We start from the raw sequence: 23,538 nt of genomic DNA, 5'->3' as shown, positions 1-23,538 counted from the left end.
ATGAAAAACCGTCATGAATCACGGCATAACCTTGCGACCGGGCGCAAAAATCCCATCTGAAGAACGATGATTTCGTCCTCGGCGGACATAGGGAGCCAAACATGTTTGATGCAAAATCCTTGCTGGATCAGTTTTTGGGTAGCCAGGGCGGCGCCCCCGGCGGGCAAGGCGGCCAATATCCTGGTCAGAACCAGCGTGGCGGATCCGGTGATCTTCTCTCCCAAGGCAAGGATTTTCTGTCCTCACAAGGTGGCGGCCTGGCACTTGGCAGCCTTGCCGGTTTGATGCTTGGTTCAAAATCCGGCCGGAAGATCGGTAAAAAAGCAGTCACTTATGGCGGTTTGGCGCTGGTAGCCGGTCTTGCCTACAAGGCTTATCAGGGCCATCAGGCCAACAAGCAAAACGCGCCACGCCCGCACTATCCGCAAGACGAGCCGATCCCGCTGGAAGCCCCGCGCGGCACCGCCTTTGACCCGGCGCAGCAGCCGGGCGGCGAAAATCAGTTCGCAGTCAACCTTCTCACCGCCATGATTTCAGCCGCCAAGGCTGACGGCCATATCGACCGGGACGAGCAGGACCGGATCTTTGAAAAGATTGATGAAGCCGGTCTCGATAGCGAAGCCAAGGCGTTCCTGATGGATGAGCTGCGTTCACCGCTTGATCTCGACAAGGTCGTTGCCAGCGCAACTTGTCCGGAAACGGCCGCCGAGATCTACGCGGCGTCCCGGCTCGCCATTGACCCGGACCATCCGGCGGAAAAAGCCTATCTCCAGATGCTGGCCGCCCGTCTTGGTCTTGAAGAGGGTCTGGTGCAGGAAATTGAAATGGCGGTCCGCGAAGCGGAAATGGCCGGTTAAGACCTTCAATCGCTACGGGATCCGGGACACGGTTACGCTCCCGGTTCCCAATATTTTTATAAGAAGCTGAATAGGCAATCAGCTTCAATTGAGATCACCAGTATTCTGGGTCGTCATATCTGCCGTCTCTATCAATGGCGGCAATTTTGGAATTTGAGTTCAGTCTTCCAGCGGAAATCCAATACACAATGCCGGACATGCATCCGATTACTAAAAATGGAACCGTTCCAGCCGAAATACTCATGGCTTCGAAAAGCGCCACAAATCCACCCGCAAAAAAATAGTATAAAAAACTCCCAATTCCTCTCCATTCAGCAAAAACAAGAAGTAAGAGCGTAACTGGTAATGTCGCCGGTATCACAAACATAGCCATAAGGATCAATGCATAAAGGAAAGCGCTTACAGAGGAAAATAGAACCGGAGACGTCAATAATATTATTGCAAAAGCATAGGACATAAGAAGGCCAAAGAGAACAATAGAAATACGTGTTAAACTCATGTTTCCTCGTAATTACAAAATCAAAAACTACACCTCCTATTTAACCTCCCGGTTCCCACCCTTCTGACGCCATTTCAAATCCTTCGAACTGAAATCCCGGCGCGACGGTACAGCCGACGAGTGTCCATGCTCCGAGTGAGCGGGCTTGCTGCCAGGCCTCACGCGGCACTATGCCCTGCGGGCGCTCTCCGCCAAGCAAGTCATTGCCGAGGCGGACCACCTGCGTACTAGTGCCGTCTGTGCTGATGGACAATTCCAGCGCCGCACCGGCATACCAATGCCAAGTCTCTACAGCGTCCACCTTATGCCAGCGTGATACGATGCCGTCCGGCAGCAGGAAATAGATCAGCGTGGAGGCCGCACGCCCCTGCGCGTCCGTCACATCATCACGAAAAGTTTCTGCATAAAACCCCCCCTCCGGATGCGGCTGCATCTTCAGGAGGTCAACGATGTTGTCGGCGGAAAGAGTTGGATCAACCGGCATACCAGTCCCATGGGCTAAGGCAATTGGAACACCTGAATAACAGGTGTTTCCAATCCGCGCCGGAGATTTATTGGGAGTTGGACAATAATGTCAGTGATTGGGTTTGGACTCGGTGCAAAACGCGATGTCATCGACGGTTTCCCGGAGAGCGGCGACGATTTCTTCGTAGAGCACTTGCATATCGAGGCGGTGGCCACCGCCGTGGGTGAGTGGAATGGGTTCGGCCTGGCTTGCAATTCTCTGCACCACATCCTGGGCGCGTTGTTCCGGAGTCCGTCCGGATGGGTCTAAAGACCTGTCAGTCGTCATGGTTTCTGCCCCTTACAGGATCATAACGACTTGGATATAGGAGCGGTTGGCCTGCGTTTTTAGCGGTCCAGTCAAAGTTTCTTGATCGAGCCGCACCATCAAGCGGGTGGTGAATGCAGCGTCAAGACACTGCACCACGATCAGGCATTGTCTTTGCGCGTACGGATTTCAGTGAACACAGCCTCTGCCGGCTGCCCCGCCATGCCCAGCGCGTCCGCAACCGACGCTTCACCAGCGCGAAGAAACGGGTTGGTTGCCTTTTCCGCTGCCATTGTCGTCGGCAGTGTCGGCTTGCCCAGAGCGCGGATGTCGGCAATTTCCTTCGCACGCGCTTGCAAGGCGTCATTGCCCGGCTCGATGGTCAAGGCAAACCTAGCATTGGCCTCGGTGTATTCATGTCCACAGTAGATCGTGGTGTCGTCCGGCAGCCGGTGCATCAGATGAGACAGCGAGGCCCACATCATCTCCTTGTCACCCTCAAACACCCGGCCGCAGCCCAGCGCAAACAGTGTGTCGCCGGTATGGGCAACCTTGATTGAGGGAATGTACCAGGAAATCTGATCCAGCGTGTGGCCAGGCGTGGCAATGGCCTTGACCTCATAAGGTCCGCACAAGACATCATCACCGTCTTCGACGGTCCGGTCGAGCTCGGAGATCTTTTGACGCGACCGCTCCGGACCGATCACCACCGCACCGGTTTTGGTCTTCAACTCTCCGAGCCCCTGCACGTGATCCCAATGATGGTGGGTGATCAGGATATGGCTGAGTTTCCAACCGGTTTCCGCCAAGGCCGCCTCATAGGCTGCCGCATCAGGCACATCGACAGCCACGGTCGTGCCGCTCGCTCGGTCATGTATGAGAACACCAAAATTGTCGTCCAGGCAGGCAAACTGATGAATTTCGGTGGTGTCGCTTAAAGACATGAGAAGCTCCTCGGCCGGGGATCGGAATGCGCGCCACAGTGGCAAAGACCGGCGCTGCGGGCAAGCCATTGAGGTGTATCCGCTTGGCGGGATTTCAAGTCTTGCGCTCCACTACAGTTCCCTGTTCAATCGCCGTCCAAGCTTCCATCAGGCGAATTTTATGTATCTCGACGTCGTTCATTTACGGGCCTTTTATGATCTTCCACTTGGGCAATTGCTGCGAGGCTTGATCGGCGCACCGGTCGCGCAGATGTGGCCGGATATTCAAGGTCAAAGCCTATTGGGTCTCGGGTATGCCGGTCCGTTCATGCGCCGGTATCATGGATCGGCTGAACGGGTGATCTCCGCCATGCCAGCCCCCCAAGGCGCCATCCACTGGCCGCGGGAACATGCCAATTCCTGCGCCCTGGTCGAAGATGAGGCTTTGCCGTTTTCCGACGCGACATTCGATCGAATCATGCTGGTGCACGCACTGGATCATTGTTCCGATCCATCGGCGATGCTCCGGGAAGTGTGGCGCGTGCTCGCCCCGGGCGGCCGAGTGATCGTTGTTGTGCCCAACCGGCGCGGTTTGTGGGCCCGCTCGGAACTCTCCCCATTTGGCTATGGCCGGCCGTATTCGGGAAGCCAGCTGAAGGAACTCATGAAGAACTGCCAGTTCAATGTCTTGAGCGATTCTGAAGCCCTCTTCATGCCGCCATCGCGGGCGGTCAGCATACAGAGAACGGCGCGGACCTGGGAGAACCTTGGGCGCCGATTCTGGCCGGCATTCGCCGGCATCCTGATCCTTGAAGCGGAAAAACTGGTGTTCCGCAGTTTGCCGGTCGATGGCAAGAAGAGCCGCCTCCGGGTTCTGCGTCCCGTGTTCATTCCAGATGGTGCGGCGACCGGGCTGAAGCCAGTGCGCCGGGAACGGTCGGAGCAGTAGCGTCAGGTCCGGAATTCTTTTGCCTTTTTGCGACCGGATACATATGACTAGGCCGCGCCTGCACACGCTTGTTTTGAGGAATTTTTGAATGACCCGGAGCCCGGATAACGGCGCATCAATCGATACCGCCCGCGCCCGTCTCGCTGAAATCGATGCGCGCATCCACGATGCGCTGGTGGAACGTCACCAAACAGAGACCAATCTCGCCGCTCTGCAGGAGGGCGCAGACACCTCCTCCCGAGCCCCAGACTTTGACCGTGACACCGACCTTATCCGGTCATTGGCAGAGCTCAATCAAGGCGCATTGCCGTTGGTTGCTCTTGAAGAAATCTGGCGCGCAATCCTCGCAACAAGCCTAAACCCGCCCGCTGGGTCCGCGATCCATCTGGACGGCAGCGGTGATCTCGTGGGCATGCTGGATCTTGCCCGTTATTATTTCGGGTTTTCGGCGGACCTTGTGCCGGGAAGTGATGCCGCGGATGTTGCCGGTGCTGTGAGCGATGCCGTCTCAGACATTGGACTTGTGGCCTTGACCGACCGGGCGGATCTGCCTTGGTGGCGCGGGCTGAATGAGAGCGGTGCTCAGATCCGGGCGCGCCTGCCCCTCGTTCTTGTTGATGAACGACCGGCAGATTTGCCGGCGCTGGTTCTTGCCAAATCCGACAGGATTATCGACAAGCCGGAAATTGCGGTTTATGACGCGCGTTGGTCTGACCGTTTGCCAGGCAAATTGATGGACCAGGGGATCGAAGTTCTGAGCTTCTACCGCTCAGCGACCGGTGTGGATGCACTGCTTGCCGTTTCCGGCGATCTGCCGGAGGACGCTGTCCTGGCAGCTTGCCTGGAAGCCGGTGCCGCACCAGACGTCTTGAGGCCAGTTGGCGGGTATGCAGCGCCAATTGACGGGGCCAGCGATCCAGATGATGTGTTTGACCCTGCAGATGCAGGGGACTTGGGATGAATGACATGACGATTGCAGTGACTGAAGTCGATCAGACGGCCGTTCAGAGCCGCCCGCAGCCGAAACAAGGCGTGTTGGATATTGCCCCCTATGTTCCGGGCAAATCCAAGGGCTCTCATGGCAAGACGCTTCATAAACTCTCGTCAAATGAAACGCCGCTTGGTTTCAGCGACGCGGTGTCCGCAGCAGTCGAAAGCGTTGCAAAGTCTTTGGAGCTCTATCCGGACGGCGGGGCGACCGAATTGCGGGCCGCGATCGGCGATGTTTACGGCCTCAATCCGGATCGGATTATTTGCGGCGCAGGATCAGATGAAATCCTGAGCATGCTCGCCAACACCTATCTCGATGAAGGTGATGAGGCGATCTATTCTGAACACGGCTTTCTCGTATACGAGATCGCAATCCGCGCCGCTGGGGCAACACCGGTCGTTGCACCGGAAAAAGACTTTACCGCCGATGTGGACGCGATCCTGGAACGGGTGACCAGCAAAACAAAGATGGTTTTCCTGGCCAATCCGAACAATCCGACAGGCACTTACATCCCGTTTGAGGAAGTCAAGCGCCTGCATCAGACTCTGCCGCCACATGTTCTTCTGGTTCTGGATGCCGCCTATGGCGAATATGTCCGCCGGAACGATTATGAAAGCGGGATCGAGCTGGCGGCGACTGCCGACAACGTTGTCATGACCCGGACCTTTTCGAAGATCTACGGCCTTGCCAACCTGCGTCTCGGTTGGGGCTTCGGCCCGGCGCACGTGATTGACGCGATGAACCGCATCCGCGGCCCGTTCAATGTCTCCGGTGTTGCGATTGCCGCAGGCGCAGCGGCTGTCCGCGACCGGTCTTTCGTGACCGCATCGATCGAGCACAATGAAAAATGGCTGCCGTGGGTGACGTCCGAATTGGAAAAACTCGGTCTGACCGTCACTCCAAGTGTAGGCAATTTCGTTTTGGTCCATTTCCCGGACGTTGATGGCAAACGGGCAACAGATGCGGATGCCTATCTTCTGGAGCGCGGCTGTGTTCTGCGCTTGGTGGGCAATTACGGCCTGCCGAACGCAATTCGCATGACCATTGGCAGCGAAGAAGCCAACCGCACCGTGGTTGCGCATCTGAAGGATTTTCTGGCGCAAGCCTAAAAACAAAAAGACCTTATGACCAACGCCCCCATTTTTGAGCGCATGGCCCTGATCGGGATTGGCCTGATCGGGTCGTCCCTTGCCCAGGCCGCCCGCCAGCGCGGCCTTGTGAAAGAAATCGCCATCTCCACCCGCTCCGAAGCGACGCTACAGCGGGCTGAGGAGTTGGGGCTTGGAGACAGCTATTCGGTCGATGCCGCTGTTGCGGTCGAAGGGGCAGACCTTGTCATCCTCTGCGTGCCGGTTGGGGCAAATGAAGCGATCGCAAAATGGATTGCTCCCGCCTTGAAAAAGGGGGCGATCCTGACAGACGCCGGCTCGACCAAAGGATCCGTTGTCGAGCAGGTCGCGCCGCATGTGCCGGAAGGTGTGCATTTCATCCCGGGCCATCCGATCGCGGGTACCGAACAGTCCGGACCGGACGCTGGCTTTCCAACCCTGTTTGATCAGCGCTGGTGCATTCTGACACCGCCGGAAAACACCGACCCGGACGCGCTGGAAAAGCTGAAGGCTTTCTGGCAGGGCTGCGGTTCTGATGTCGATCTGATGGATTCCAAGCACCACGACCTCGTGCTCGCGATCGTGTCTCACCTGCCGCATGTCATTGCCTACAACATCGTTGGCACGGCAGACGATCTGGAAGCAGTCACGAAATCAGAGGTGATCAAGTATTCGGCCTCCGGTTTCCGGGACTTCACCCGTCTTGCCGCGTCTGACCCGACCATGTGGCGGGATGTGTGTCTAAACAACAAGGACGCCATCCTGGAGATGCTGGCACGGTTTTCGGAAGATCTGTCGGCCCTGCAAAGGGCCATCCGCTGGGGCGACGGCGACAAGTTGTTCGATATGTTTGAGCGGACCCGCAGCATCCGCCGCTCAATCATCGAGGCAGGTCAGGAAACCGATGCACCAGACTTCGGTCGCCACTCAGGCGACTGATTGGGCTTTAGGGTCAGGACCCATCAATTTGAGCGCGTGACGATGTAGTCCGCCAATGCGTTAAGCGCAGTGGCCTTGTTCCCATAAGGCGCCATCAGACCATTGGCTTCCTCAAGAAGCGCCTGCAGCTCTGCACGGGTCTTCTCTATGCCCATAAGGCCAACCAGCGTCGCCTTTCCCGCTTCTGCGTCCTTGCCCGTTGCCTTGCCCATGGCTTCCGGACTTGCCTCGACATCCAAAAGATCGTCTGCCAGCTGAAAGGCGAGGCCGATGATTTCTCCAAAGCGGGTCAAGCGGTCCACATCGGCATCTGAAGCATCGCCCAAAATGGCGCCTGCCCGGCATGCATAGCGCAAAAGCGCACCGGTCTTCATCGATTGAAGGTGGCGGATCTCGGCCTCGGACCGGTCCCGGTGCTCCGATTCCAAATCCAGCATTTGCCCCCCGGCCATTCCGCCAATGCCGGACGCCCGGGCAAGCTCCCGGCATAATCTTAGCCGGGTTCCTGCCTGCGGATGCACCGACTCATCGGTGATGACATCAAAAGCCAGCGTCAAAAGAGCGTCACCTGCAAGAATGGCGGTCGCATCATCATAGGCCTTGTGCACCGTCGGTTGCCCACGGCGCAGATCATCATCATCCATGGCTGGCAGGTCATCATGAACCAGCGAATAGCAATGGATGAGTTCCAGGGCACAGCCCGCCTGCACCACCCCGTCATCTGCCCGGCCGAAAAGCCCTGCCGCATCCATGACCAGTACCGGGCGCAGACGTTTGCCGCCGTTAAGCGCGCCATGACGCATGGCATTGATCAACCGCTCCGGACGGGAAATTTCACCATCGCTCGGGCAGTTCTCAAGCAGGCTGGTAAGAGCCGTCTCGATGCGTCCGGCCTGCGCCGCCAGATGGGATTTCAGGTCAAATGTCACACGAGGGCTCCCGAGCCGGGTTTACAGTCTTTGCCAATGGGGTTTCCCTGAAGCGAAATCGCTGTATCGTCAAGACTTGTCTTTGGAATTAGTCCGCTTCTGCCTACCCGCCGCACCGGCTGTAATCCCTTGGAGAATTGACATATGAAATTGCTGTCCAGCTTGCTCCGCACCTTCATCAAGAACGGACGCATGTGCGTTTATGATGTGTCCGGTGCGTTGCATGAATTCGGATCCGGCGAGAACGGACCGACTGTCACAATCAGGCTGCATGACAAAAAACTTTACACGTCGCTGTTTCTCAATCCGGAGCTGGCAGCAGGCGAAGCCTACATGGACGGCACACTCACCATGGAGGAAGGGTCGACCTGCTACGATTTTTTGTTTCTGTTTTCGATCAACCGGGCACCATTGGGAGCGCATCCGGTCCAGGGGCTCCTTCGCAAGGGCTGGAAGGCTTTCCGCCGCCGCCAGCAAGCCAACAGCGTCGACAAAGCCAAGAAACAGGCGCGGCATCACTATGATCTCTCAACCGACCTCTACCGCCTGTTTCTCGATGACGGGATGAATTACTCCTGCGCCTATTACACAAGCCCGGACGACAGCCTTGAGGACGCCCAGGCGGCCAAACTGACACATCTGGTCGCAAAGCTCGACTTGAAACCGGGCATGGAAGTTCTCGAAATCGGCGGCGGCTGGGGGTCGCTCGCGATCCAAATGGCGAAGGCCGGCGCCAAAGTCACCTCGCTGAACGTATCACCTGAGCAGGTAAAGATCGCCGAGGAACGCGTTCGCGAAGCCGGTGTTGAAGACAAGGTCACGTTTGTCCTCAAGGATTACCGGGAATTTGAAGGCCAGTTCGACCGGGTGATTTCCGTCGGCATGATGGAGCATGTCGGGATCGGTCACCAGGATGAGTATTTCGCCAAGGTGAAGGACTGCCTGACCGACAACGGCTTTGCCGTGATCCACTCGATCGGTCGCATGACCCCTCCAGGAACCACCGGTCCGTTCTTCCGCAAGTACATTTTTCCCGGCGGCTATGTGCCCGCGCTTTCGGAAGTCTTTGCATCGACCGAACGCCTTGGGCTATGGGTGTGCGACGCAGAAATCCTGCGTCTGCATTACTATTATACCTGCCGGGATTGGCGGGTGCGGTTCCTGGACAAGTGGCAAGAGGCAGCCGATCTTTACGACGAACGCTTCTGCCGGATGTGGGAATTCTATCTGTGTGCGGCGGAGCTCGGGTTCCTGCACGGATCGAACATGGTGATGCAGTTGCTTTTGTCGAAAGAGCGCGAAGCCGTGCCGATCATCCGGGACTTTATCGTCGACAACGAACGGGAAATGAATGCCACGGGCTGAGGCCAAAACGGACAAGACCCGAAGGTCCAAACATGGGATCTTGACCTGGAAGGGGTTCCGCAGGCGGCTGGTGCAGCTTCTCGTGGTTCTCTTATTGGTGCCGCCGATCCTGACCGTGATCTACTCTGTTGTGCCACCGGTCAGCACCTTGATGTTCGCCCGTTATGTGCAATTTCTCTGGGTGGACAGGCAATGGGTTCCGCTGGAAGACATATCGCCCAATCTGATCCGCTCGGTTATTGCGTCGGAAGACGGCAGGTTTTGCATCAGTCACGGGGTGGACTGGGGCGCCTTGCGGGAACAGGTCGAAGCCCTGAGTGAGGGTGAGCGTCCGCGCGGGGCAAGCACCATCACCATGCAGACCGCCAAGAACCTCTTTTTATGGAATGACCGGTCCTACATCCGCAAAGGCATGGAAATTCCGCTCGCGCTCATGCTGGACGCGATCCTGACCAAAAAACGGGTCCTGGAAATCTATTTAAATGTCGCCGAATGGGGTGAGGGGATATTTGGCGCCGAAGCCGCTGCCTACGCCTGGTTTGGCAAACCTGCCAAAGACTTGAGCAGCCGGGAAGCAGCGCGGCTGGCCACAGCTCTGCCCAATCCGCTTGGCCGCAACCCGGCAAAACCGTCGGCCGGACACGAGCGTCTTGCGTCCAAGAACGTCGCCCGGGTCCGCAGTGCCGGGCCCATTTTCGAATGTGTTCTGGGGAAATAATCACGAGCCTCTATCCGCTGGCCGGTATCCCGCCTATCAGGTCAAAAGAAAATTTCATCAATGGGGTGGCAAAACGCCGGCGTTGCCTGTATAACGCCGCGCATTCGAACACCTGCGTGCAGCCACGCCCCGGGCTTTCCCGGTCCGGGCCGCATGGGTATGGACCACGGAGAAAAACAAAATGGCCGTTCCAAAGAGAAAAACCTCGCGCATGAAGCGCGGTTTTCGCCGTTCTTCGGACGCCCTGAAACAGCCGACCTATGTCGAAGACAAGGATTCGGGCGAACTGCGTCGCCCGCATCACGTTGATCTGAAGACTGGCATGTACCGGGGCCGTCAGATCCTGTCCGCTAAGGACGACGCCTAAGACGGACATGCTTTCGGGCTGGTCCTGAAAGCAGCCGTGATCAGGCTGGATCGCCGTATGGCAAAACAAGATTGAGGCTGACCTTGTTCCGACAGGTCGGCCTTTTTCTTTTCGGGGTCGAATAAGTGGCTAGGCTGGCTGCAGACTTCCAGAGAGACTTTCCGGGCCGAAGTTGCTAGACCTTCTGCGAGGATTTTCTTGTTTCACACCGGAGCCGCCTGATGCGCCTGTTATCCGCTCTTCCGTTCACACTGTTCGCTCTTTTGATCTACAACGGCTTTGCGTTCACCGCAGGCGCGGCGGACCCGAGTTTCTGGTCAACACCGGTCCTCTCAATCACAATGGTCTCCGGTGCCGACTTTCAGCTGCTCGCCAGCGATCTCCTGATCACGGCGGGCCTGTTCTTCTTGTTTATCGAAATCCTGAAAGCCACACGGATCGGCAAAGCCGCCGTCGTCGATCACATGCTGTCCGTGCTGGTGTTCGTTGCCTTCCTGGTGGAGTTCCTAATCATTCCGCAGGCGGCAACGTCCGTGTTCTTTATCTTGATGGTGATTGCCCTGATCGACGTCATCGCAGGCTTTTCAATCTCCATCACCGGCGCCCGCCGCGACGTCGCCTTCGGCCACGGTGAGATGCATTAATTCAACTAGAAACAGCAGGGTTTATCGAAGGCTTGATCAAGCCTCTTCTTCGTCCTCGACAATCGCATGTTTCTGAATCAGGGGAAGCTGGGTGAGGGTAAAAATCAGGGTAATCGGCATGACCCCGAATACCTTGAAGCTGACCCAGAAATCGGTCGAGAAACTGCGCCAGACAATCTCGTTGATCGCCGCCAGGACAAAGAAAAAGACCCCCCAGCGGAAGGTCAGCTTGCGCCAGCCTTCGTCGGTCAATTTGAACGCACTGTCGAACACATACCCGAGCAGGGCCTTGCCGAAGAACAGACCGCCAAGCAGGATGGCGCCGAACAGGCTGTTGACGATGGTCGGCTTCAACTTGATGAAAAGCTCATCATGAAGCCACAAGGTCAGTGCGCCAAACACGATCACGACCACGCCGGAGACCAGCGGCATGATCGGCAAACGCTTCGTCAGAGAGAGGGACACAACCAGCGAGATAGTGATCGCCACCATGAATGCGGCCGTTGCCAGAAAGATCGGTTCACCCACCGCTTTGAGAACCGGAAAACTCTCCGCAATTTGCTCACCTCTGGAATTGAAGAGAAAGAAAACGCCGAGCGGTCCCAACTCCAAGGCCAGCTTCAAGAGCGGCGACAGTTCCTTGCGGGACGGGTCATTCGGGGCGCGTTCCAATTCCATAAAGTCTCTCCGGTGCTGAGCTGTCCCGGAAATAGGGATAACCGGGGCGGCCGGTCAAGGCTTGGCGCGCGATAAAGCGCTCAAACCGTCCTGAAAGACACCATGGTCAAGGTTTTCGCCCCGAAACCAAATGGATATTCAAGTTGGCAAAACACCGGCCAGCACGGTCCCGCTCTTCAAGATCCTGCCAGAACCTTGCGTTTTCCGATGACGTAATGACGCCTGCTTCGACGCTGCGGGCCGTAATATCGCCAAGGACGCACATGCGGTTGAGGTCGGCCAAACTCTCGAACAACAGGGAATGTACACTGTGGTGGGTCAACTCCGTTTGCGTTCCGATCAAATCCACAAGGTCTCGGCCAATTCGCGGATTGACCAGGGCACAGGCATAAACTGCGGCAATCTTTGTTGCGATCTCCGGGGCGCTCGAGGCAATCACAAAACTCCCCCAATCCGGCTCGGCCGCGCAGAGGATGCCGCCGGGTCTGACGATCCGGAGCATCTCGGCAATCGCCACCTCGGGCTCCGGGATATGCTGCAGAGACCGGTCAATGCGAACGGCATCGAAAGCACCTGTGTCAGCGGCCAAGGCCTTGATGTCGCTTTGCTGGAAGTGGATGGAGGCATCGATGCCGCCTGCTGCGGCCTGAATGTGCGCCCTTGCCGAGGCAAGAAACTTGGCGCTCAGGTCAAAGCCTGTCACAGCCCCTCTTGGAACCAGCGCTTTCAGGTGCGGCAGGTCGAAACCAAGGCCACAGGCAACATCTGCAACGTGGCTCTCGGGCGACAGCTCCAGAAGTCCATAAGAGACCTCTTTGTAGGCCTGAAAACCTGGATGCGCAGCCATCAGGTGTAAGAGGCCTTCCAGATTTTCCAACTCCGAACCGGAAAACGCGTCTGCATTCTGGTAAGCTTGCGCAAGGAACTTCATAAATCACCGCCGCCCATAAAACGTATAAGGCGATCATTGCAAGTGAGAGTTGCACGCGCAAGGGATTATGTTCTTATGGCTCGGAGCACGCCAACAGGTTTGCGCCGCGCTGCAACTGCCTTTGTCTACGCGGCGCTGACTTTTGCGATTGCGGTCGGTCCGGCAGCGGCCGTCACACCGATTGACTGGCCTGATCTCAAGGACCCGGCTGCCGCCCGGTATGAGGATCCTTTCGAAAACCTCTACCTTTCCGAACTCAGGTCACTTGCCGCAGTTTACAGGATCCGAAATGGGCTGAAGAGCGGTGGGCTGACCCTTGAGGAGCGCGCCAAGCTGGAGCGCCGCCTAAAGGATGAGGAGGCCAAACTTGCCGCCGCAGGGATCCAGACCGATCAGCTTCTCGCCCAGCGCGATGAGGTCGCGAGAAGAAGAGCCGAAGCGCGTTTGCAGGGCAATTCGGATCTCGCAGGCAAAGATGTTGCAATCACCGGCTACGTGATCCCGGTCCTGGATGAAACGGGCGCTGCGAAATACGGCTATCTCGTCTCTGGCTATGGCATGTGCAGTCATGTCCCGGCACCTGCGCCCAACCAGATCATCTTCTACAGGCTCGAAGAAGACTGGGCGGAGGCCGAACTATACAAACCCGTTCTTCTGCAGGGCCGCCTGGATCTGAGTGTCTCAAGACAGACCATCAATCTTCTGGATGGCGATGTGACAATCACCGCATCCTTCGACATGGACGTCACCGATATCCGGGCGCTGGAGCCGCAAAAAAGGGATGTCGGGGACCGCGGCTTTCGCTCCTTCACACGGTAGCCTTAACAGCAAAAAGGCGCCTGCAGGCGCCTTTTCGTGAGATCGAACCGTCAGGCTTTAAGCCATGTACTGGCCACCGTTGATGGTCATAACCGCACCGGTCATGAACCCGGCCTTGTCAGAAGCCAGGTAGACGACTGTCTCTGCAATTTCTTCCGGTTTGCCCAGCCGGCCGACCGGGATACCGCCGACGATGGATTCCAGGACCTTCTCCGGCATGGCAGCAACCATGTCGGTGCCGATGTAGCCCGGGCACACGCAGTTGACGGTGATGCCTTTGAAGGCGTTTTCCTGAGCCAGCGCCTTTGTAAAGCCGATCACGCCGGCTTTTGCGGCGGAGTAGTTGGTCTGGCCCATCTGGCCCTTTTGGCCATTAATGGACGAGATGTTGATGATACGTCCGGAGCCGCGGCTGCGCATGCCGTTGATCACCGGGTGCGTCATGGTGAACATGGAATCAAGGTTGGTGGACATTACGGCCCGCCATTGATCGAAGTCCATCTTGTGGAACATGCCGTCACGCGTGATGCCGGCGTTGTTGACCAGAACTTCAACTGGACCGAGATCGCTTTCCACCTGGGCAATGCCGGCAGCGCAAGCGTCCGGATCGGAAACGTCCCACTTGTAAACATGAATGCCGGTCTCTGCCTTGAAGGCTTCAGCCTTCTCGGTGTTGCCGGCGTAAGTGGCCGCCACGGTGTAACCCGCTTCCTTCAATCCGCGTGAGATTGCCTCGCCAATACCGCGGGTGCCTCCGGTAACCAATGCCACCTTGCTCATGTATTCCCCTCCTGGTTTCCCCTCTACGGCCTTTCCGGCACGTTTGAGTTCATTACAAGTCTATTCCGGGATGTAGTCATGGCAGGGCGCCTCCTGCCCAACCATGACCAATGTCAAAGAAACCTCTCTATAGTTTCAGACTTTCGGGTAAGCCGTCTTAGCGCTCCAGGCACATGGCAACGCCCATGCCGCCGCCGATGCAGAGCGTGGCAAGGCCTTTCTTGGCGTCGCGGCGTACCATCTCGTGCAGCAAGGTGCAGAGAATGCGGGCACCGGACGCTCCGATCGGGTGACCGATCGCGATGGCACCGCCGTTGACGTTGACGATGTCCGGGTTCCAGCCCATGTCCTTGTTGACCGCACATGCCTGAGCAGCGAACGCTTCATTGGCTTCCACCAGATCCAGCTCTTCCACGGACCAGCCGGCTTTTTCCAGCGCTTTGCGCGAGGCCGGGATCGGACCGGAGCCCATGATGGTCGGGTCAACACCGGCTGTGGCCCAAGAGGCGATCTTGGCAAGCGGGGTGAGGCCGCGCTTTTCAGCTTCCGCAGCGCTCATGACAACAAGGGCTGCGGCGCCGTCATTGATGCCCGACGCGTTCGCAGCGGTCACGGTGCCTTCCTTGTTAAAGGCCGGGCGAAGCTTTTGCATGGCGTCGATTGTCGCCCCATGGCGGATGTACTCGTCATCCTCGACAACGATGTCGCCCTTGCGGGTCTTCACCGTGAACGGGGTGATCTCGTCCTTGAACTTGCCGGCCTTCTGGGCAGCTTCCGCCTTGTTCTGGGAGGCAACAGCGAACTCGTCCTGCTGCTCACGCGTGATCTGCCATTTCTCGGCAACGTTCTCTGCGGTCTGGCCCATATGGTAGCCGTTGAACGCGTCCCACAAGCCGTCCTTGATCATGGTGTCGACCATCTTGTAGTCGCCCATTTTGTAGCCGGCACGCATCGGAGCGCAGTGCGGCGACATAGTCATGTTTTCCTGACCACCTGCGATCATGACGGTCGCATCACCGGTCTGGATTTGCTGCGCTGCAATCGCAACGGTGCGAAGACCTGAACCGCACACCTGATTGAGGCCCCACGCTGTTGCGCCGTCGGGAATGCCAGCGGCAATCGCAGCCTGCCGCGCCGGGTTTTGGCCCTGTCCGGCGGTCAGAACCTGTCCGAACACAACCTCATCCACATCCGCGCCATCGACCTTGGCCTGCTCCAGAGCAGCCTTGATGACATGCGCTCCAAGCTCATGTGCTGGCGTGTTTGCGAAAGATCCATTGAAAGACCCAACCGGGGTGCGGGTCGCACTGACAATAACAACGTCGGTGGAAGCGCTCATATTACTCTCCAAACTTCTGGCCGTCTGTTGGCCTTGGATGGGTGACCTCTTTCACGGCCTCCCTGAACCGTGACGATGAAGGGACTAGAACTTGCAGCGGGTAGTGTGTCAACCGTGACAACCCCTATGACGGTGTTGTTTTCGCTGTTGCGGCATTATCCTTTCGTCACTGCACATAAAAAGGCTGGCACGAGACAATACGATTGGCTTAGTCTCATAGTCGGAGGAGATGACAGGTCTGCGAAGACATTGTCGTCAATAGATAAACAGCCACTGCAGGCGCGCAGCTGCGGAATGAAAGGCGGAACCATCCGATGGCCAAGACCAGCGAGCCGACAATCATCAAGAAATACGCCAACCGGCGGCTCTACAATACCGGCACCAGCACCTATGTGACCCTTGAGGATCTCGCGGTGATGGTGAAGGGGGAGGAAGATTTTGTCGTTTATGATGCCAAGTCCGGGGACGACATCACCCGGTCTGTTCTGACCCAGATCATTTTTGAGCAAGAAGCAAAAGGAACGAACCTTTTGCCCGTGTCCTTCCTTCGCCAGCTGATCGGCTTTTATGGAGACAGCATGCAGGGCCTCGTGCCCAGCTATCTGGAATACTCCATGACTTCGCTGACCAAGGAACAGGAAAAACTGCGCGCCCAGATGAGTGAAGCTTTCGGCGCGACTGCCTTCGACGCCATTGAAGATCAGGTAAAGCGCAACACGGAAATGTTTGAGCGGGCGATGAAAATGTTCATGCCGTTTCCGACTGGTGAAGGTTCGGCAGCTGCAGCGGCGGGTTCAGCCAAGAAACCTGCGCAGCCGGAATCCAGCGACCTGGACGACATGAAACGGCAGCTGGAAGAAATGCAGAAGACGATCAGCAAACTGACTGACAAGCCCTGATCGGATCTCTTTCTGAAACGAAAAAGCGGCGGTCCATCTGAACTGCCGCTTTTGCTTATTTGATCAGCCGCAGTCTGCGACAAGTTTGACGGCCTCAATGCCGGCGACCGCACAGGCTTCATCGTTTTCGGACGTATCACCGGTGATGCCGACGGCGCCGAGGGTTTCACCGTCTTCGTTTTTCACCAGCACGCCACCCGGCACCGGAATGATCGCTCCGCCGGAAGCTCCGTTCAGGGCATTCACAAAATGCGGACGGGTTTCTGCGTTGGCGTTGAGCCAGCGTGTGCCTGTGCCCACCGCCAGTGCACCAACCGCTTTGCCGGTTGCGATCTGCGGACGCATGATGGAAGACCCATCCTGGCGTTTCAGCGCAATCGCATGACCGCCCGCATCCAGAACCACCACCGTCAATGGCTTCAGGCTAAGTTCTGCTGCTTTTTCGAATGCGGCAGAAATGATGGTCTCTGCGGTTGAAAGTGTGAGTTTGCGCATTGAGCTCGTTCTCCTTAAGGTGCGGGCCAAGATTGCCAGCTTGCTAACAGAGCAGCCCGGCATGGAATAGAGTGTTTATTCAACAAGCATTTGCGGCCAATAGGAAACAATCGCCAGCCGCCATGGGGGGAATTCAGTGAAGCGGGACTTTCAAGCACCAGGCAGATCACCGGTATTTGCACGAGAAGCTGCTGTTGCGACCTCCCATCCGCTGGCGACTAGCGCCGCGATCGAAGTACTGCAAGATGGTGGCAATGCCGTTGATGCAGCCATTGCGGCTGCGGCCGTACAAGCTGTTGTTGAACCACATATGACCGGTATTGGCGGTGATTGCTTTGCACTCGTCACCGAGCCGGACGGCCGGCTCACCGGCTTCAACGGTTCTGGCGCGGCGCCGCGCGCAGCCAGCCCTGAAAAACTTGCAGAGCTGGGCGTTTCTGAAATCACCGACACCTCGCCGCATGCAGTCACGGTACCGGGAGCAATCCGGGCTTGGGAAACGCTCCTGAAAGCCCACGGCACCCGCCAGTTCAAATCCCTGTTCAAGCGGGCGATCGACTATGCGCGGGATGGCTTCCCCGTCGCACCGCGCGTTGCAAGCGACTGGCTAAAGAACGTTGACAAACTGGCCGCTGATCCGGTCTCCGCAGCCCGGTATCTGGTCAAGGGCGCCGCGCCCGAAATTGGCCAGGTTCTGAAATACCCGCATCTCGCGGCAACACTCGAAGCCATTGGCGATGAAGGGGCAGACGCTTTCTATTCCGGCGCGATTGCAGAAGACATCGTTGGTGCGCTGGCCGCCAAGGGTGGCATCATGACAACCGATGACCTTGCCGCCTGCCACACAACGGCCGTTTCTCCGGTTGTCCGCGAGTACAAGGGCCACGCGATTGCAGAGCTGCCGCCCAACGGTCAAGGCGTCATCGCGCTCATCATGCTGGGCATTCTGGAGCGCTTTCATCTTGAAAATCTCGACCCGTTCGGGACCGAGCGCTTCCACCTGGAAATGGAAGCCGCCCGCCTCGCCTATGCGGTCCGTGATCACTATGTCACCGACCCGGGCTACATGGACATCTGCCATACCCGGTTGATCGGTGAAGACTACATCGATCAGCTTGCGCAGCGTATTTCCATCGACAAACGGCAGACCGACATTGCCGAGACCAGCCTCGCGCCGCAGACCGACACGATCTACCTCAGCATCGTCGACAAGGACGGATTGTCGGTCTCCTTCATCAATTCCCTGTTCAGCGATTTCGGCAGCGGCATCGTCGCACCGGAAAGCGGCGTGCTGCTGCATTGCCGAGGCCGCTCGTTCAAAGCGCAACCAGGCTTTGCCAACTCCATCGCTGGCGGCAAGCGTCCGATGCACACGATCATTCCAGCCGTGGCCTTGAAAAACGGCGCTCCATGGCTCTCGTTCGGCGTCATGGGCGGTCATTATCAAGCCTGCGGTCATGCGCATTTGCTGACCAACATTATCGATTACGGTATGGATGTGCAGGCGGCGATCGACTTCCCACGCATGTTCTTCGATCTGGAAACCCATGCCTTGCAGGCGGAACGCCTTGTTCCACCGTCCACCATTGAGGGTCTGAAGGCGCTTGGACATACGGTTGTGCCAGCGCAGGGCGCGATTGGCGGCAGTCAGGCGATCATGATCGACAAGGCGCGCCATGTTCTCACCGCAGGATCCGATCCGCGGAAAGACGGTCACGCGGCAGGGTATTGATCCAGAGCATGTCTCTGGGCGGCCTGCGTCAGTAAATCTCCTTGAGCAAAACACGGTCCGGGTGCAGAACTGCGCTTGGACGCGCCGATGACTTTTGGAGATTTAAAGATGTTGGGACTTTCCCGGCGCGAGCTGCTGCTTGGATCAGCGGCGACAGGTGCGGCCTTTGCAGCTGGCGGACTGGCAGCGCGCGCTTCCAGTAGCCCAGATCACACGCTGACCATCTCTCCCTATGAACACAGCCTTCTGCCGGGAACCGTCACCTGTGACATGATGAGTTTTGCTCCGGATGGTCCGCCGCCGGTCTTGCGGATGCGACGGGGCGAGACGACCGTTATTGACGTTCAGAACACTCTGGATGAGGCAAGCATCGTGCACTGGCACGGCCTCAGGATCGCCAACGCGATGGACGGTGTGCCATATCTGACTCAGCATCCGATCGAAGCGGGTCAGTCCTTTCGATATGCCTTTACCCCGCCGGATGCAGGCACGTTCTGGTACCACCCGCATTGCAACACATTGGAGCAAATGGGCCGGGGCCTCACCGGTGTCCTGATCGTTGAAGAAGACGAAGACCCGGGATTTGATCTGGATCTTCCGCTCAATATCCGGGATTTCCGTCTTGGCGGTGATGGTCAATTTATTGAAATGTTCAAGGCCCGCAATGCCGCTCGCGGCGGCACATACGGCACTGTCTCCACGGTCAATTGGCAGATCGATCCGGTTTATGAGGTACCAGCGGGTGGTCTGGTCCGGCTAAGGTTAGCCGTAACCGATGTCACGCGGGTCGGAACGTTCGGAGTTAAAGGCGGTGCGGCTCACGTGATCGTGCTTGATTCCAATACGCTCCCCGGACCAATGTCGGCAGAAAATATTCTTCTGGCTCCAGGTCAGCGGGCTGACGTCGCCTTAAGGGTTCCCGATGAGGAGGGCCAAGACGTAACGCTCTTCTTGCGCCGGCCGAATGGTGACAAGGTACTGGCGCGTTTCAGGGCGACGGGCACAAGCGCCAACCGCCAACTGATAGATCTCAAAGCCCTTCCTTCCAATCCGGTCCCGAAACCGGACCTTGCCAATGCAGAGGTGATCGATTTTGTTTTTGGTTGGTCGCCAGAAGGGGATGCCCCTCAAGCGAGTATTTGCGGATCTCTCGGCTATACGTTCTGGTCAATCAACCGCGAGGCCTGGCCAGGCGATGTGCCGGGGCCGCTAGACCCGTTGGCCCGGATGAAACTCGGCAAATCCTATGTCTTGCGGTTGCGCAATGAATCGCCCAATGCGCATCCGATCCACCTGCACGGCGTCTCGTTTCAGCTGCTTCGATCCAACAAACGCAAACTCCCGCCGCTCGTCACAGACACAGCTCTGTTGCTTGAGGAAGAAACGATGGAGGTCGCGCTTGTCGCGGACAATCCCGGCGACTGGGCCTTTCATTGCCACGTGATCGAACACCAGAAAACCGGGCTTGCCGGCTTCTTGAGAATTGAAGACTAGGTCACTGAAAGATCAGACAGAAAAAGAGACGCTTGGCACCGAACGCGCGGAGCGGTTGGCGGATGCATAGCTTTCCATCTGGTTCGACCGGTCAAGCGCAGTTTGCGCGTATGCCTGATGGGTAATCAGCAGATGCGCGGTGCGCTCGGAATAAGCATGGGGCCTGGTTTCGACCGGAGTGGCAACAGCCGCTTGCGTGGCTTCTGTGCTGGTTGGAACAAATTCCGGCTGTGCGCGTGTTTCGCTATCGCCAGCTGAGGGAACATCCGCCGCCGGACGCTGGCGGATTTTCGGTGGCCGAATGGCGATGATCGGTTGAACTTGCATTTGCATCTTCTCCGGTTTGGGCCAGTCCATGGCCAATCTGTTCGGAGGTCCGGGCTCTGTCCGGAACCAAGGTCACAATAGACCCTGTCCCGAAATGAAACTGTGTTTTCAGTCACAGTTTACCGTTCTGCTGAGATCCGCACGCACGCGCTCCAAAAACGAAAAAGGCCCGGAGCAACAGCTCCGGGCCAAGGTGTCCAGTGGTACGTCTGGAAACGTCAAACCTCACCGCTCCGTCTTCAGGACGTGACCGGCCCCCCGCTGGCGGGGAAGGGCAGCGGTCGCCCGGTAGGTGTTGACCCCGGTGAGGGGTTCTGTCTGCCTGCCGGACCTTGCCTGAAGCTCACCATCGCGGGTGGCGATCAAGTGAGCGAGGAAAATAGAATTCGGGCGATACCGACCCGCAAAAGCATCCTGCTTGCGTTCAAGAACCGGCTCGAGCGGAACCGGCACATGCGCAGAAAAGGCCGTTCTGCGTTCGCTTTCCGTCTCACCGACAGATGGACGCTTGCGCCTCACATTGGCACGGCCGGTTGATGTAACAGGGTTCACTCGCACGTTTTGACGCCTCATTGTGTCAGAATGGCACGCTTACCGCGGCTCTCCCTCTGACCTCGCAACTCATGTGCCAGTTTAACGAGGCGTTAACCTTTTGTCCGCAGAAATCGGCCATTTCCGCCTTCAAAAAGTTAACAGATTGATCAAATTTAGGACATTTCAGGCGAAAAACGGGGATTGTGGTGGAAACATCAATCCCGTCTTGAAACTTTGTGTTTCGATTTTCCGGTAGTGATTCCCAAGTTGGAAAGCCATGTGTTTCCCGAATTCACCCGGTCATGTTTCCAAGATTGTGGCCAAAGCGCCTCAGTTGTTTAGCCCGAAAAACGCTCCCGGTAGGCCTGGGGACTGACACCAAACCGGCGCTGGAACGCCTGCCGTAAGGTTTCTTCCGTGCCGAAACCGCTGCGGCTTGCAGCTTGCGCAACCGGGCGATCCTGCTCAAGCAGCTGACGGGCCTGATCGAGCCGCAACTCTTCCAGTGTGCGCATCGGGCTGCGGCCGGTTTCCTTCTTGTAGTGACGGGATAGTGTGCGCGGGCTCATGACCGCCTGTTCGGCCATGTCATTCAGGGTAATGGGGTTCTGGAGGTTCTCGATCATCCAGGAATGCAGCTGATCAAAGCGGCCACTGTCGTTTTGAAGTGTTAACGCGGCACTGAATTGGGATTGCCCGCCGGGACGTTTCAAAAACACGACCAACTGCCGGGCAACTTGTAACGCCAGTTCCCGGCCGAGATCTTCTTGAACCAGAGCAAGGGCAAGATCTATTCCGGCCGTCACGCCCGCAGACGTCCAAATGATGCCGTCCCGAACATAGATCGGATCGGCTTTCAACCGGACTTCCGGAAACCTACGTTTGAACTCGGCACACCGCTGCCAATGCGTTGCGGCCTGTTTGCCATCCAGAAATCCGGCTGTCGCCAGCAGAAACGCACCACTGCACACGGAAGCAATCCTCCGGGCATTCGCGGCCCGAGCGGTCAGCCAGCCGATAATATCCGCGTCTTCACACAGGCGGTCGATCCCGTATCCGCCTGGAACCAGAAGCGTATCGATGGCGCTGACGTCGTCCGGCAACGGATTTGCGAGAAGGGCAAGACCGCTGGAACTCTTCACCGGAGAAGTCGCCGACACCGTTTCAATTTCATAGGCTGCGGGTTTTCCGGCCGCTACCAGCTGTTCATTGGCCGAGGCAAACACCTGCATCGGCCCGGTGATGTCCAGCACCTGGACCGCGTCATAAGCAAGGATTTCAATGCGGCGTGTCATTTGGCGTAATCCTTGGGGTAATTGTCCAGATCGCCAGATGGTGGGCTGCTATCACGGGCCTGTCAACATGGAGGCTCTCATGACCCTGTCTTTCGGAATTCTCATCTTTCCAAATGTTCAGTTGCTGGATGTTGCGGGACCAAACGATGCGTTTGCTGCCGTGCCGGGCGCGAAGGTTCATCTGATCTGGAAAAACTGTGACCCGATCACAACGACCAGCGGTATGGAAATCCAGGCAAATACAACGTTTTCAGAATGCCCGAACCTTGATGTCCTGTGCATCCCGGGTGGCGGCGGCGTCAATCCGTTGCTGCAGGACGAAGAAGTGCTCGAATTCGTACGACGCGCGGCGGCAAACGCGCAATACATCACCTCCGTTTGCACCGGATCGCTGGTTCTTGGCCGGGCCGGGCTTTTGAAAGGCAAACGCGCGACAAGCCATTGGAACGCCGTCGACTTCCTGCCACAACTGGGCGCCGTCCCGGTCCGGGAACGGGTGGTGAAAGACGGCAACCTCTATACGGCCGGCGGTATCACCTCTGGAATTGATTTCGGACTGGAAATCCTTGCCGAGCTGCTCGGAGAAGAAGAGGCACGCACCGTCCAGCTCGCGATTGAATACGCTCCGGCCCCGCCCTTTTCATCCGGCACTCCGGACGAAGCAGCACCCAATATCATTGCCGAGGCACGAAAACGCATGGCGCACTCCCGACAGGAGCGGCTGGACCTTCTTGGCGAACCAGCCTGACGGTTGTTTTGGCCTTTAAACACATCCGATCTGTGCTTTGCCGTCCCGGACCCGATCGGGGATCAGCCCCCTAAATTGGTCCCGGCTCGAGGTCCAGACAGCAACGGCACGACCATAACGATCAACCAACCATAATCGCTCCTGCGAGCCGCTCCTGCATCCGCCTGATTGGAAGAATGCGATCTGATTCGCGTAACTTTTTGAGTATTGCTCGGAGTGAACAGCGGTATGTATCCCCTGATCTGGTCAAAAACCGGCAGGCACCGGACAGCTCCTGCCGATTTTAACCAACGTCATCCCGACGTTGCGAAAGACACCTAAGTATCTGTATCCAATGAACAGATCGGTGTGTTTCCGTACTCGGCAGTCCGAAAAAATACGTCGGCTCTCCGACGATCGAGGAAC

27 protein-coding genes are annotated in these 23,538 nt (G+C 57.5%); 14 read left to right on the top strand and 13 right to left on the bottom strand.

Features of this window, described 5'->3' with window-relative positions:
* The first annotated feature begins 101 nt into the window (after positions 1 to 101).
* Positions 102 to 857 (top strand): tellurite resistance TerB family protein, encoded by a 756-nt coding sequence (locus ACVDG4_RS20870; protein ID WP_306149321.1) that lies wholly within the window; start codon positions 102 to 104, stop codon positions 855 to 857.
* A 94-nt stretch (positions 858 to 951) separates the two neighbouring features.
* Here ACVDG4_RS20870 and ACVDG4_RS20865 read toward each other — a convergent pair whose 3' ends face one another.
* The 4 genes from ACVDG4_RS20865 to gloB form a co-directional block, all read right to left on the bottom strand.
* A complete protein-coding gene (locus tag ACVDG4_RS20865; protein WP_447236527.1) occupies positions 952 to 1,356 on the bottom strand; it encodes a hypothetical protein in 405 nt (134 codons plus the stop codon).
* 40 nt (positions 1,357 to 1,396) lie between these two features.
* Complete coding sequence (locus ACVDG4_RS20860; RefSeq protein WP_447236526.1) at positions 1,397 to 1,840, bottom strand: cupin domain-containing protein; 444 nt, start codon at positions 1,838 to 1,840, stop codon at positions 1,397 to 1,399.
* A 90-nt stretch (positions 1,841 to 1,930) separates the two neighbouring features.
* Positions 1,931 to 2,149, bottom strand: a complete 219-nt coding sequence (locus ACVDG4_RS20855) for a hypothetical protein (protein WP_133952573.1) — start codon at positions 2,147 to 2,149, stop codon at positions 1,931 to 1,933.
* Between the two features lie 140 nt (positions 2,150 to 2,289).
* Positions 2,290 to 3,072: a hydroxyacylglutathione hydrolase gene (gene gloB / locus ACVDG4_RS20850; RefSeq protein WP_447236525.1), complete on the bottom strand. Its 783-nt coding sequence runs from the start codon at positions 3,070 to 3,072 to the stop codon at positions 2,290 to 2,292.
* Between gloB and ACVDG4_RS20845 the strand changes: the two genes are divergently transcribed.
* The 4 genes from ACVDG4_RS20845 to ACVDG4_RS20830 all read left to right on the top strand — a co-directional run bounded on the left by ACVDG4_RS20845 (position 3,071) and on the right by ACVDG4_RS20830 (position 7,039).
* Positions 3,071 to 4,000, top strand: a complete 930-nt coding sequence (locus ACVDG4_RS20845) for a class I SAM-dependent methyltransferase (protein ID WP_209002598.1) — start codon at positions 3,071 to 3,073, stop codon at positions 3,998 to 4,000. The genes gloB and ACVDG4_RS20845 overlap by 2 nt on opposite strands.
* A gap of 88 nt (positions 4,001 to 4,088) precedes the next feature.
* The gene (locus ACVDG4_RS20840) at positions 4,089 to 4,961 is read left to right on the top strand and encodes a chorismate mutase (protein ID WP_447236524.1); all 873 of its coding nucleotides are present in this window, start codon (positions 4,089 to 4,091) and stop codon (positions 4,959 to 4,961) included.
* Positions 4,958 to 6,100: a histidinol-phosphate transaminase gene (gene hisC / locus ACVDG4_RS20835; protein WP_447236523.1), complete on the top strand. Its 1,143-nt coding sequence runs from the start codon at positions 4,958 to 4,960 to the stop codon at positions 6,098 to 6,100. Before ACVDG4_RS20840 ends, hisC begins: the two co-directional genes overlap by 4 nt.
* A 15-nt stretch (positions 6,101 to 6,115) precedes the next feature.
* On the top strand, positions 6,116 to 7,039 hold the full coding sequence (locus ACVDG4_RS20830; protein ID WP_447236522.1) for a prephenate/arogenate dehydrogenase family protein: 924 nt from the start codon (positions 6,116 to 6,118) through the stop codon (positions 7,037 to 7,039).
* A gap of 23 nt (positions 7,040 to 7,062) precedes the next feature.
* Here ACVDG4_RS20830 and ACVDG4_RS20825 read toward each other — a convergent pair whose 3' ends face one another.
* Entirely contained in the window at positions 7,063 to 7,968 is a 906-nt protein-coding gene (locus ACVDG4_RS20825) for a polyprenyl synthetase family protein (RefSeq protein WP_447236521.1), read from the bottom strand.
* Positions 7,969 to 8,112: 144 nt separating this feature from the next.
* On the opposite strand from ACVDG4_RS20825, the gene ACVDG4_RS20820 reads away from it, so the two are divergent.
* The 4 genes from ACVDG4_RS20820 (at position 8,113) to ACVDG4_RS20805 (ending at position 11,062) form a co-directional block, all read left to right on the top strand.
* Positions 8,113 to 9,333, top strand: a complete 1,221-nt coding sequence (locus ACVDG4_RS20820) for a class I SAM-dependent methyltransferase (RefSeq protein WP_447236520.1) — start codon at positions 8,113 to 8,115, stop codon at positions 9,331 to 9,333.
* Positions 9,320 to 10,051, top strand: coding sequence for a monofunctional biosynthetic peptidoglycan transglycosylase (gene mtgA, locus ACVDG4_RS20815; RefSeq protein ID WP_447236519.1), 732 nt, complete (start codon positions 9,320 to 9,322; stop codon positions 10,049 to 10,051). Before ACVDG4_RS20820 ends, mtgA begins: the two co-directional genes overlap by 14 nt.
* A 181-nt stretch (positions 10,052 to 10,232) precedes the next feature.
* A complete protein-coding gene (gene rpmF / locus ACVDG4_RS20810; protein WP_008193743.1) occupies positions 10,233 to 10,418 on the top strand; it encodes a 50S ribosomal protein L32 in 186 nt (61 codons plus the stop codon).
* A gap of 221 nt (positions 10,419 to 10,639) precedes the next feature.
* Positions 10,640 to 11,062: a hypothetical protein gene (locus tag ACVDG4_RS20805; RefSeq protein ID WP_447236518.1), complete on the top strand. Its 423-nt coding sequence runs from the start codon at positions 10,640 to 10,642 to the stop codon at positions 11,060 to 11,062.
* A 36-nt stretch (positions 11,063 to 11,098) separates the two neighbouring features.
* Here ACVDG4_RS20805 and ACVDG4_RS20800 read toward each other — a convergent pair whose 3' ends face one another.
* The gene (locus tag ACVDG4_RS20800; RefSeq protein WP_209180323.1) at positions 11,099 to 11,740 is read right to left on the bottom strand and encodes a septation protein A; all 642 of its coding nucleotides are present in this window, start codon (positions 11,738 to 11,740) and stop codon (positions 11,099 to 11,101) included.
* Between the two features lie 106 nt (positions 11,741 to 11,846).
* Positions 11,847 to 12,671 carry a methyltransferase domain-containing protein gene (locus tag ACVDG4_RS20795; protein WP_447236517.1) on the bottom strand — a complete coding sequence of 275 codons (825 nt, stop codon included), beginning with the start codon at positions 12,669 to 12,671 and terminating at the stop codon, positions 11,847 to 11,849.
* Between the two features lie 75 nt (positions 12,672 to 12,746).
* On the opposite strand from ACVDG4_RS20795, the gene ACVDG4_RS20790 reads away from it, so the two are divergent.
* On the top strand, positions 12,747 to 13,490 hold the full coding sequence (locus ACVDG4_RS20790; protein ID WP_447236516.1) for a DUF3299 domain-containing protein: 744 nt from the start codon (positions 12,747 to 12,749) through the stop codon (positions 13,488 to 13,490).
* 57 nt (positions 13,491 to 13,547) lie between these two features.
* On the opposite strand, the gene phbB is transcribed toward ACVDG4_RS20790, so the two are convergent.
* Both phbB and ACVDG4_RS20780 read right to left on the bottom strand, forming a co-directional pair.
* Entirely contained in the window at positions 13,548 to 14,270 is a 723-nt protein-coding gene (phbB, locus tag ACVDG4_RS20785; RefSeq protein ID WP_055671741.1) for an acetoacetyl-CoA reductase, read from the bottom strand.
* Between the two features lie 157 nt (positions 14,271 to 14,427).
* The gene (locus ACVDG4_RS20780) at positions 14,428 to 15,609 is read right to left on the bottom strand and encodes an acetyl-CoA C-acetyltransferase (RefSeq protein WP_447236515.1); all 1,182 of its coding nucleotides are present in this window, start codon (positions 15,607 to 15,609) and stop codon (positions 14,428 to 14,430) included.
* A gap of 314 nt (positions 15,610 to 15,923) precedes the next feature.
* Here ACVDG4_RS20780 and phaR point away from each other — a divergent pair, with 314 nt between their 5' ends.
* Entirely contained in the window at positions 15,924 to 16,508 is a 585-nt protein-coding gene (gene phaR / locus ACVDG4_RS20775; protein WP_447236514.1) for a polyhydroxyalkanoate synthesis repressor PhaR, read from the top strand.
* A gap of 63 nt (positions 16,509 to 16,571) precedes the next feature.
* On the opposite strand, the gene ACVDG4_RS20770 is transcribed toward phaR, so the two are convergent.
* Entirely contained in the window at positions 16,572 to 17,003 is a 432-nt protein-coding gene (locus ACVDG4_RS20770; protein ID WP_306149306.1) for a GlcG/HbpS family heme-binding protein, read from the bottom strand.
* Positions 17,004 to 17,139: 136 nt separating this feature from the next.
* Here ACVDG4_RS20770 and ggt point away from each other — a divergent pair, with 136 nt between their 5' ends.
* Together ggt and ACVDG4_RS20760 are read left to right on the top strand one after the other, a co-directional pair.
* The gene (ggt, locus tag ACVDG4_RS20765) at positions 17,140 to 18,735 is read left to right on the top strand and encodes a gamma-glutamyltransferase (protein WP_447236513.1); all 1,596 of its coding nucleotides are present in this window, start codon (positions 17,140 to 17,142) and stop codon (positions 18,733 to 18,735) included.
* 108 nt (positions 18,736 to 18,843) lie between these two features.
* Positions 18,844 to 20,229, top strand: coding sequence for a multicopper oxidase family protein (locus tag ACVDG4_RS20760; RefSeq protein WP_447236512.1), 1,386 nt, complete (start codon positions 18,844 to 18,846; stop codon positions 20,227 to 20,229).
* Between the two features lie 12 nt (positions 20,230 to 20,241).
* On the opposite strand, the gene ACVDG4_RS20755 is transcribed toward ACVDG4_RS20760, so the two are convergent.
* From ACVDG4_RS20755 to ACVDG4_RS20745, 3 genes are all read right to left on the bottom strand, one after another.
* The gene (locus ACVDG4_RS20755; RefSeq protein ID WP_447236511.1) at positions 20,242 to 20,556 is read right to left on the bottom strand and encodes a hypothetical protein; all 315 of its coding nucleotides are present in this window, start codon (positions 20,554 to 20,556) and stop codon (positions 20,242 to 20,244) included.
* A gap of 225 nt (positions 20,557 to 20,781) precedes the next feature.
* Entirely contained in the window at positions 20,782 to 21,114 is a 333-nt protein-coding gene (locus tag ACVDG4_RS20750; protein ID WP_409686634.1) for a hypothetical protein, read from the bottom strand.
* Between the two features lie 314 nt (positions 21,115 to 21,428).
* Complete coding sequence (locus ACVDG4_RS20745; protein ID WP_447236510.1) at positions 21,429 to 22,385, bottom strand: GlxA family transcriptional regulator; 957 nt, start codon at positions 22,383 to 22,385, stop codon at positions 21,429 to 21,431.
* Positions 22,386 to 22,464: 79 nt separating this feature from the next.
* On the opposite strand from ACVDG4_RS20745, the gene ACVDG4_RS20740 reads away from it, so the two are divergent.
* Entirely contained in the window at positions 22,465 to 23,133 is a 669-nt protein-coding gene (locus ACVDG4_RS20740; protein ID WP_447236509.1) for a DJ-1/PfpI family protein, read from the top strand.
* Positions 23,134 to 23,538: the final 405 nt, after the last annotated feature.

The sequence above is a fragment of the Roseibium sp. MB-4 genome (genome assembly GCF_053005265.1).
Note: the sequence above shows the minus strand (reverse complement) of the source record. Positions and strands in the feature narration are given on the sequence as shown.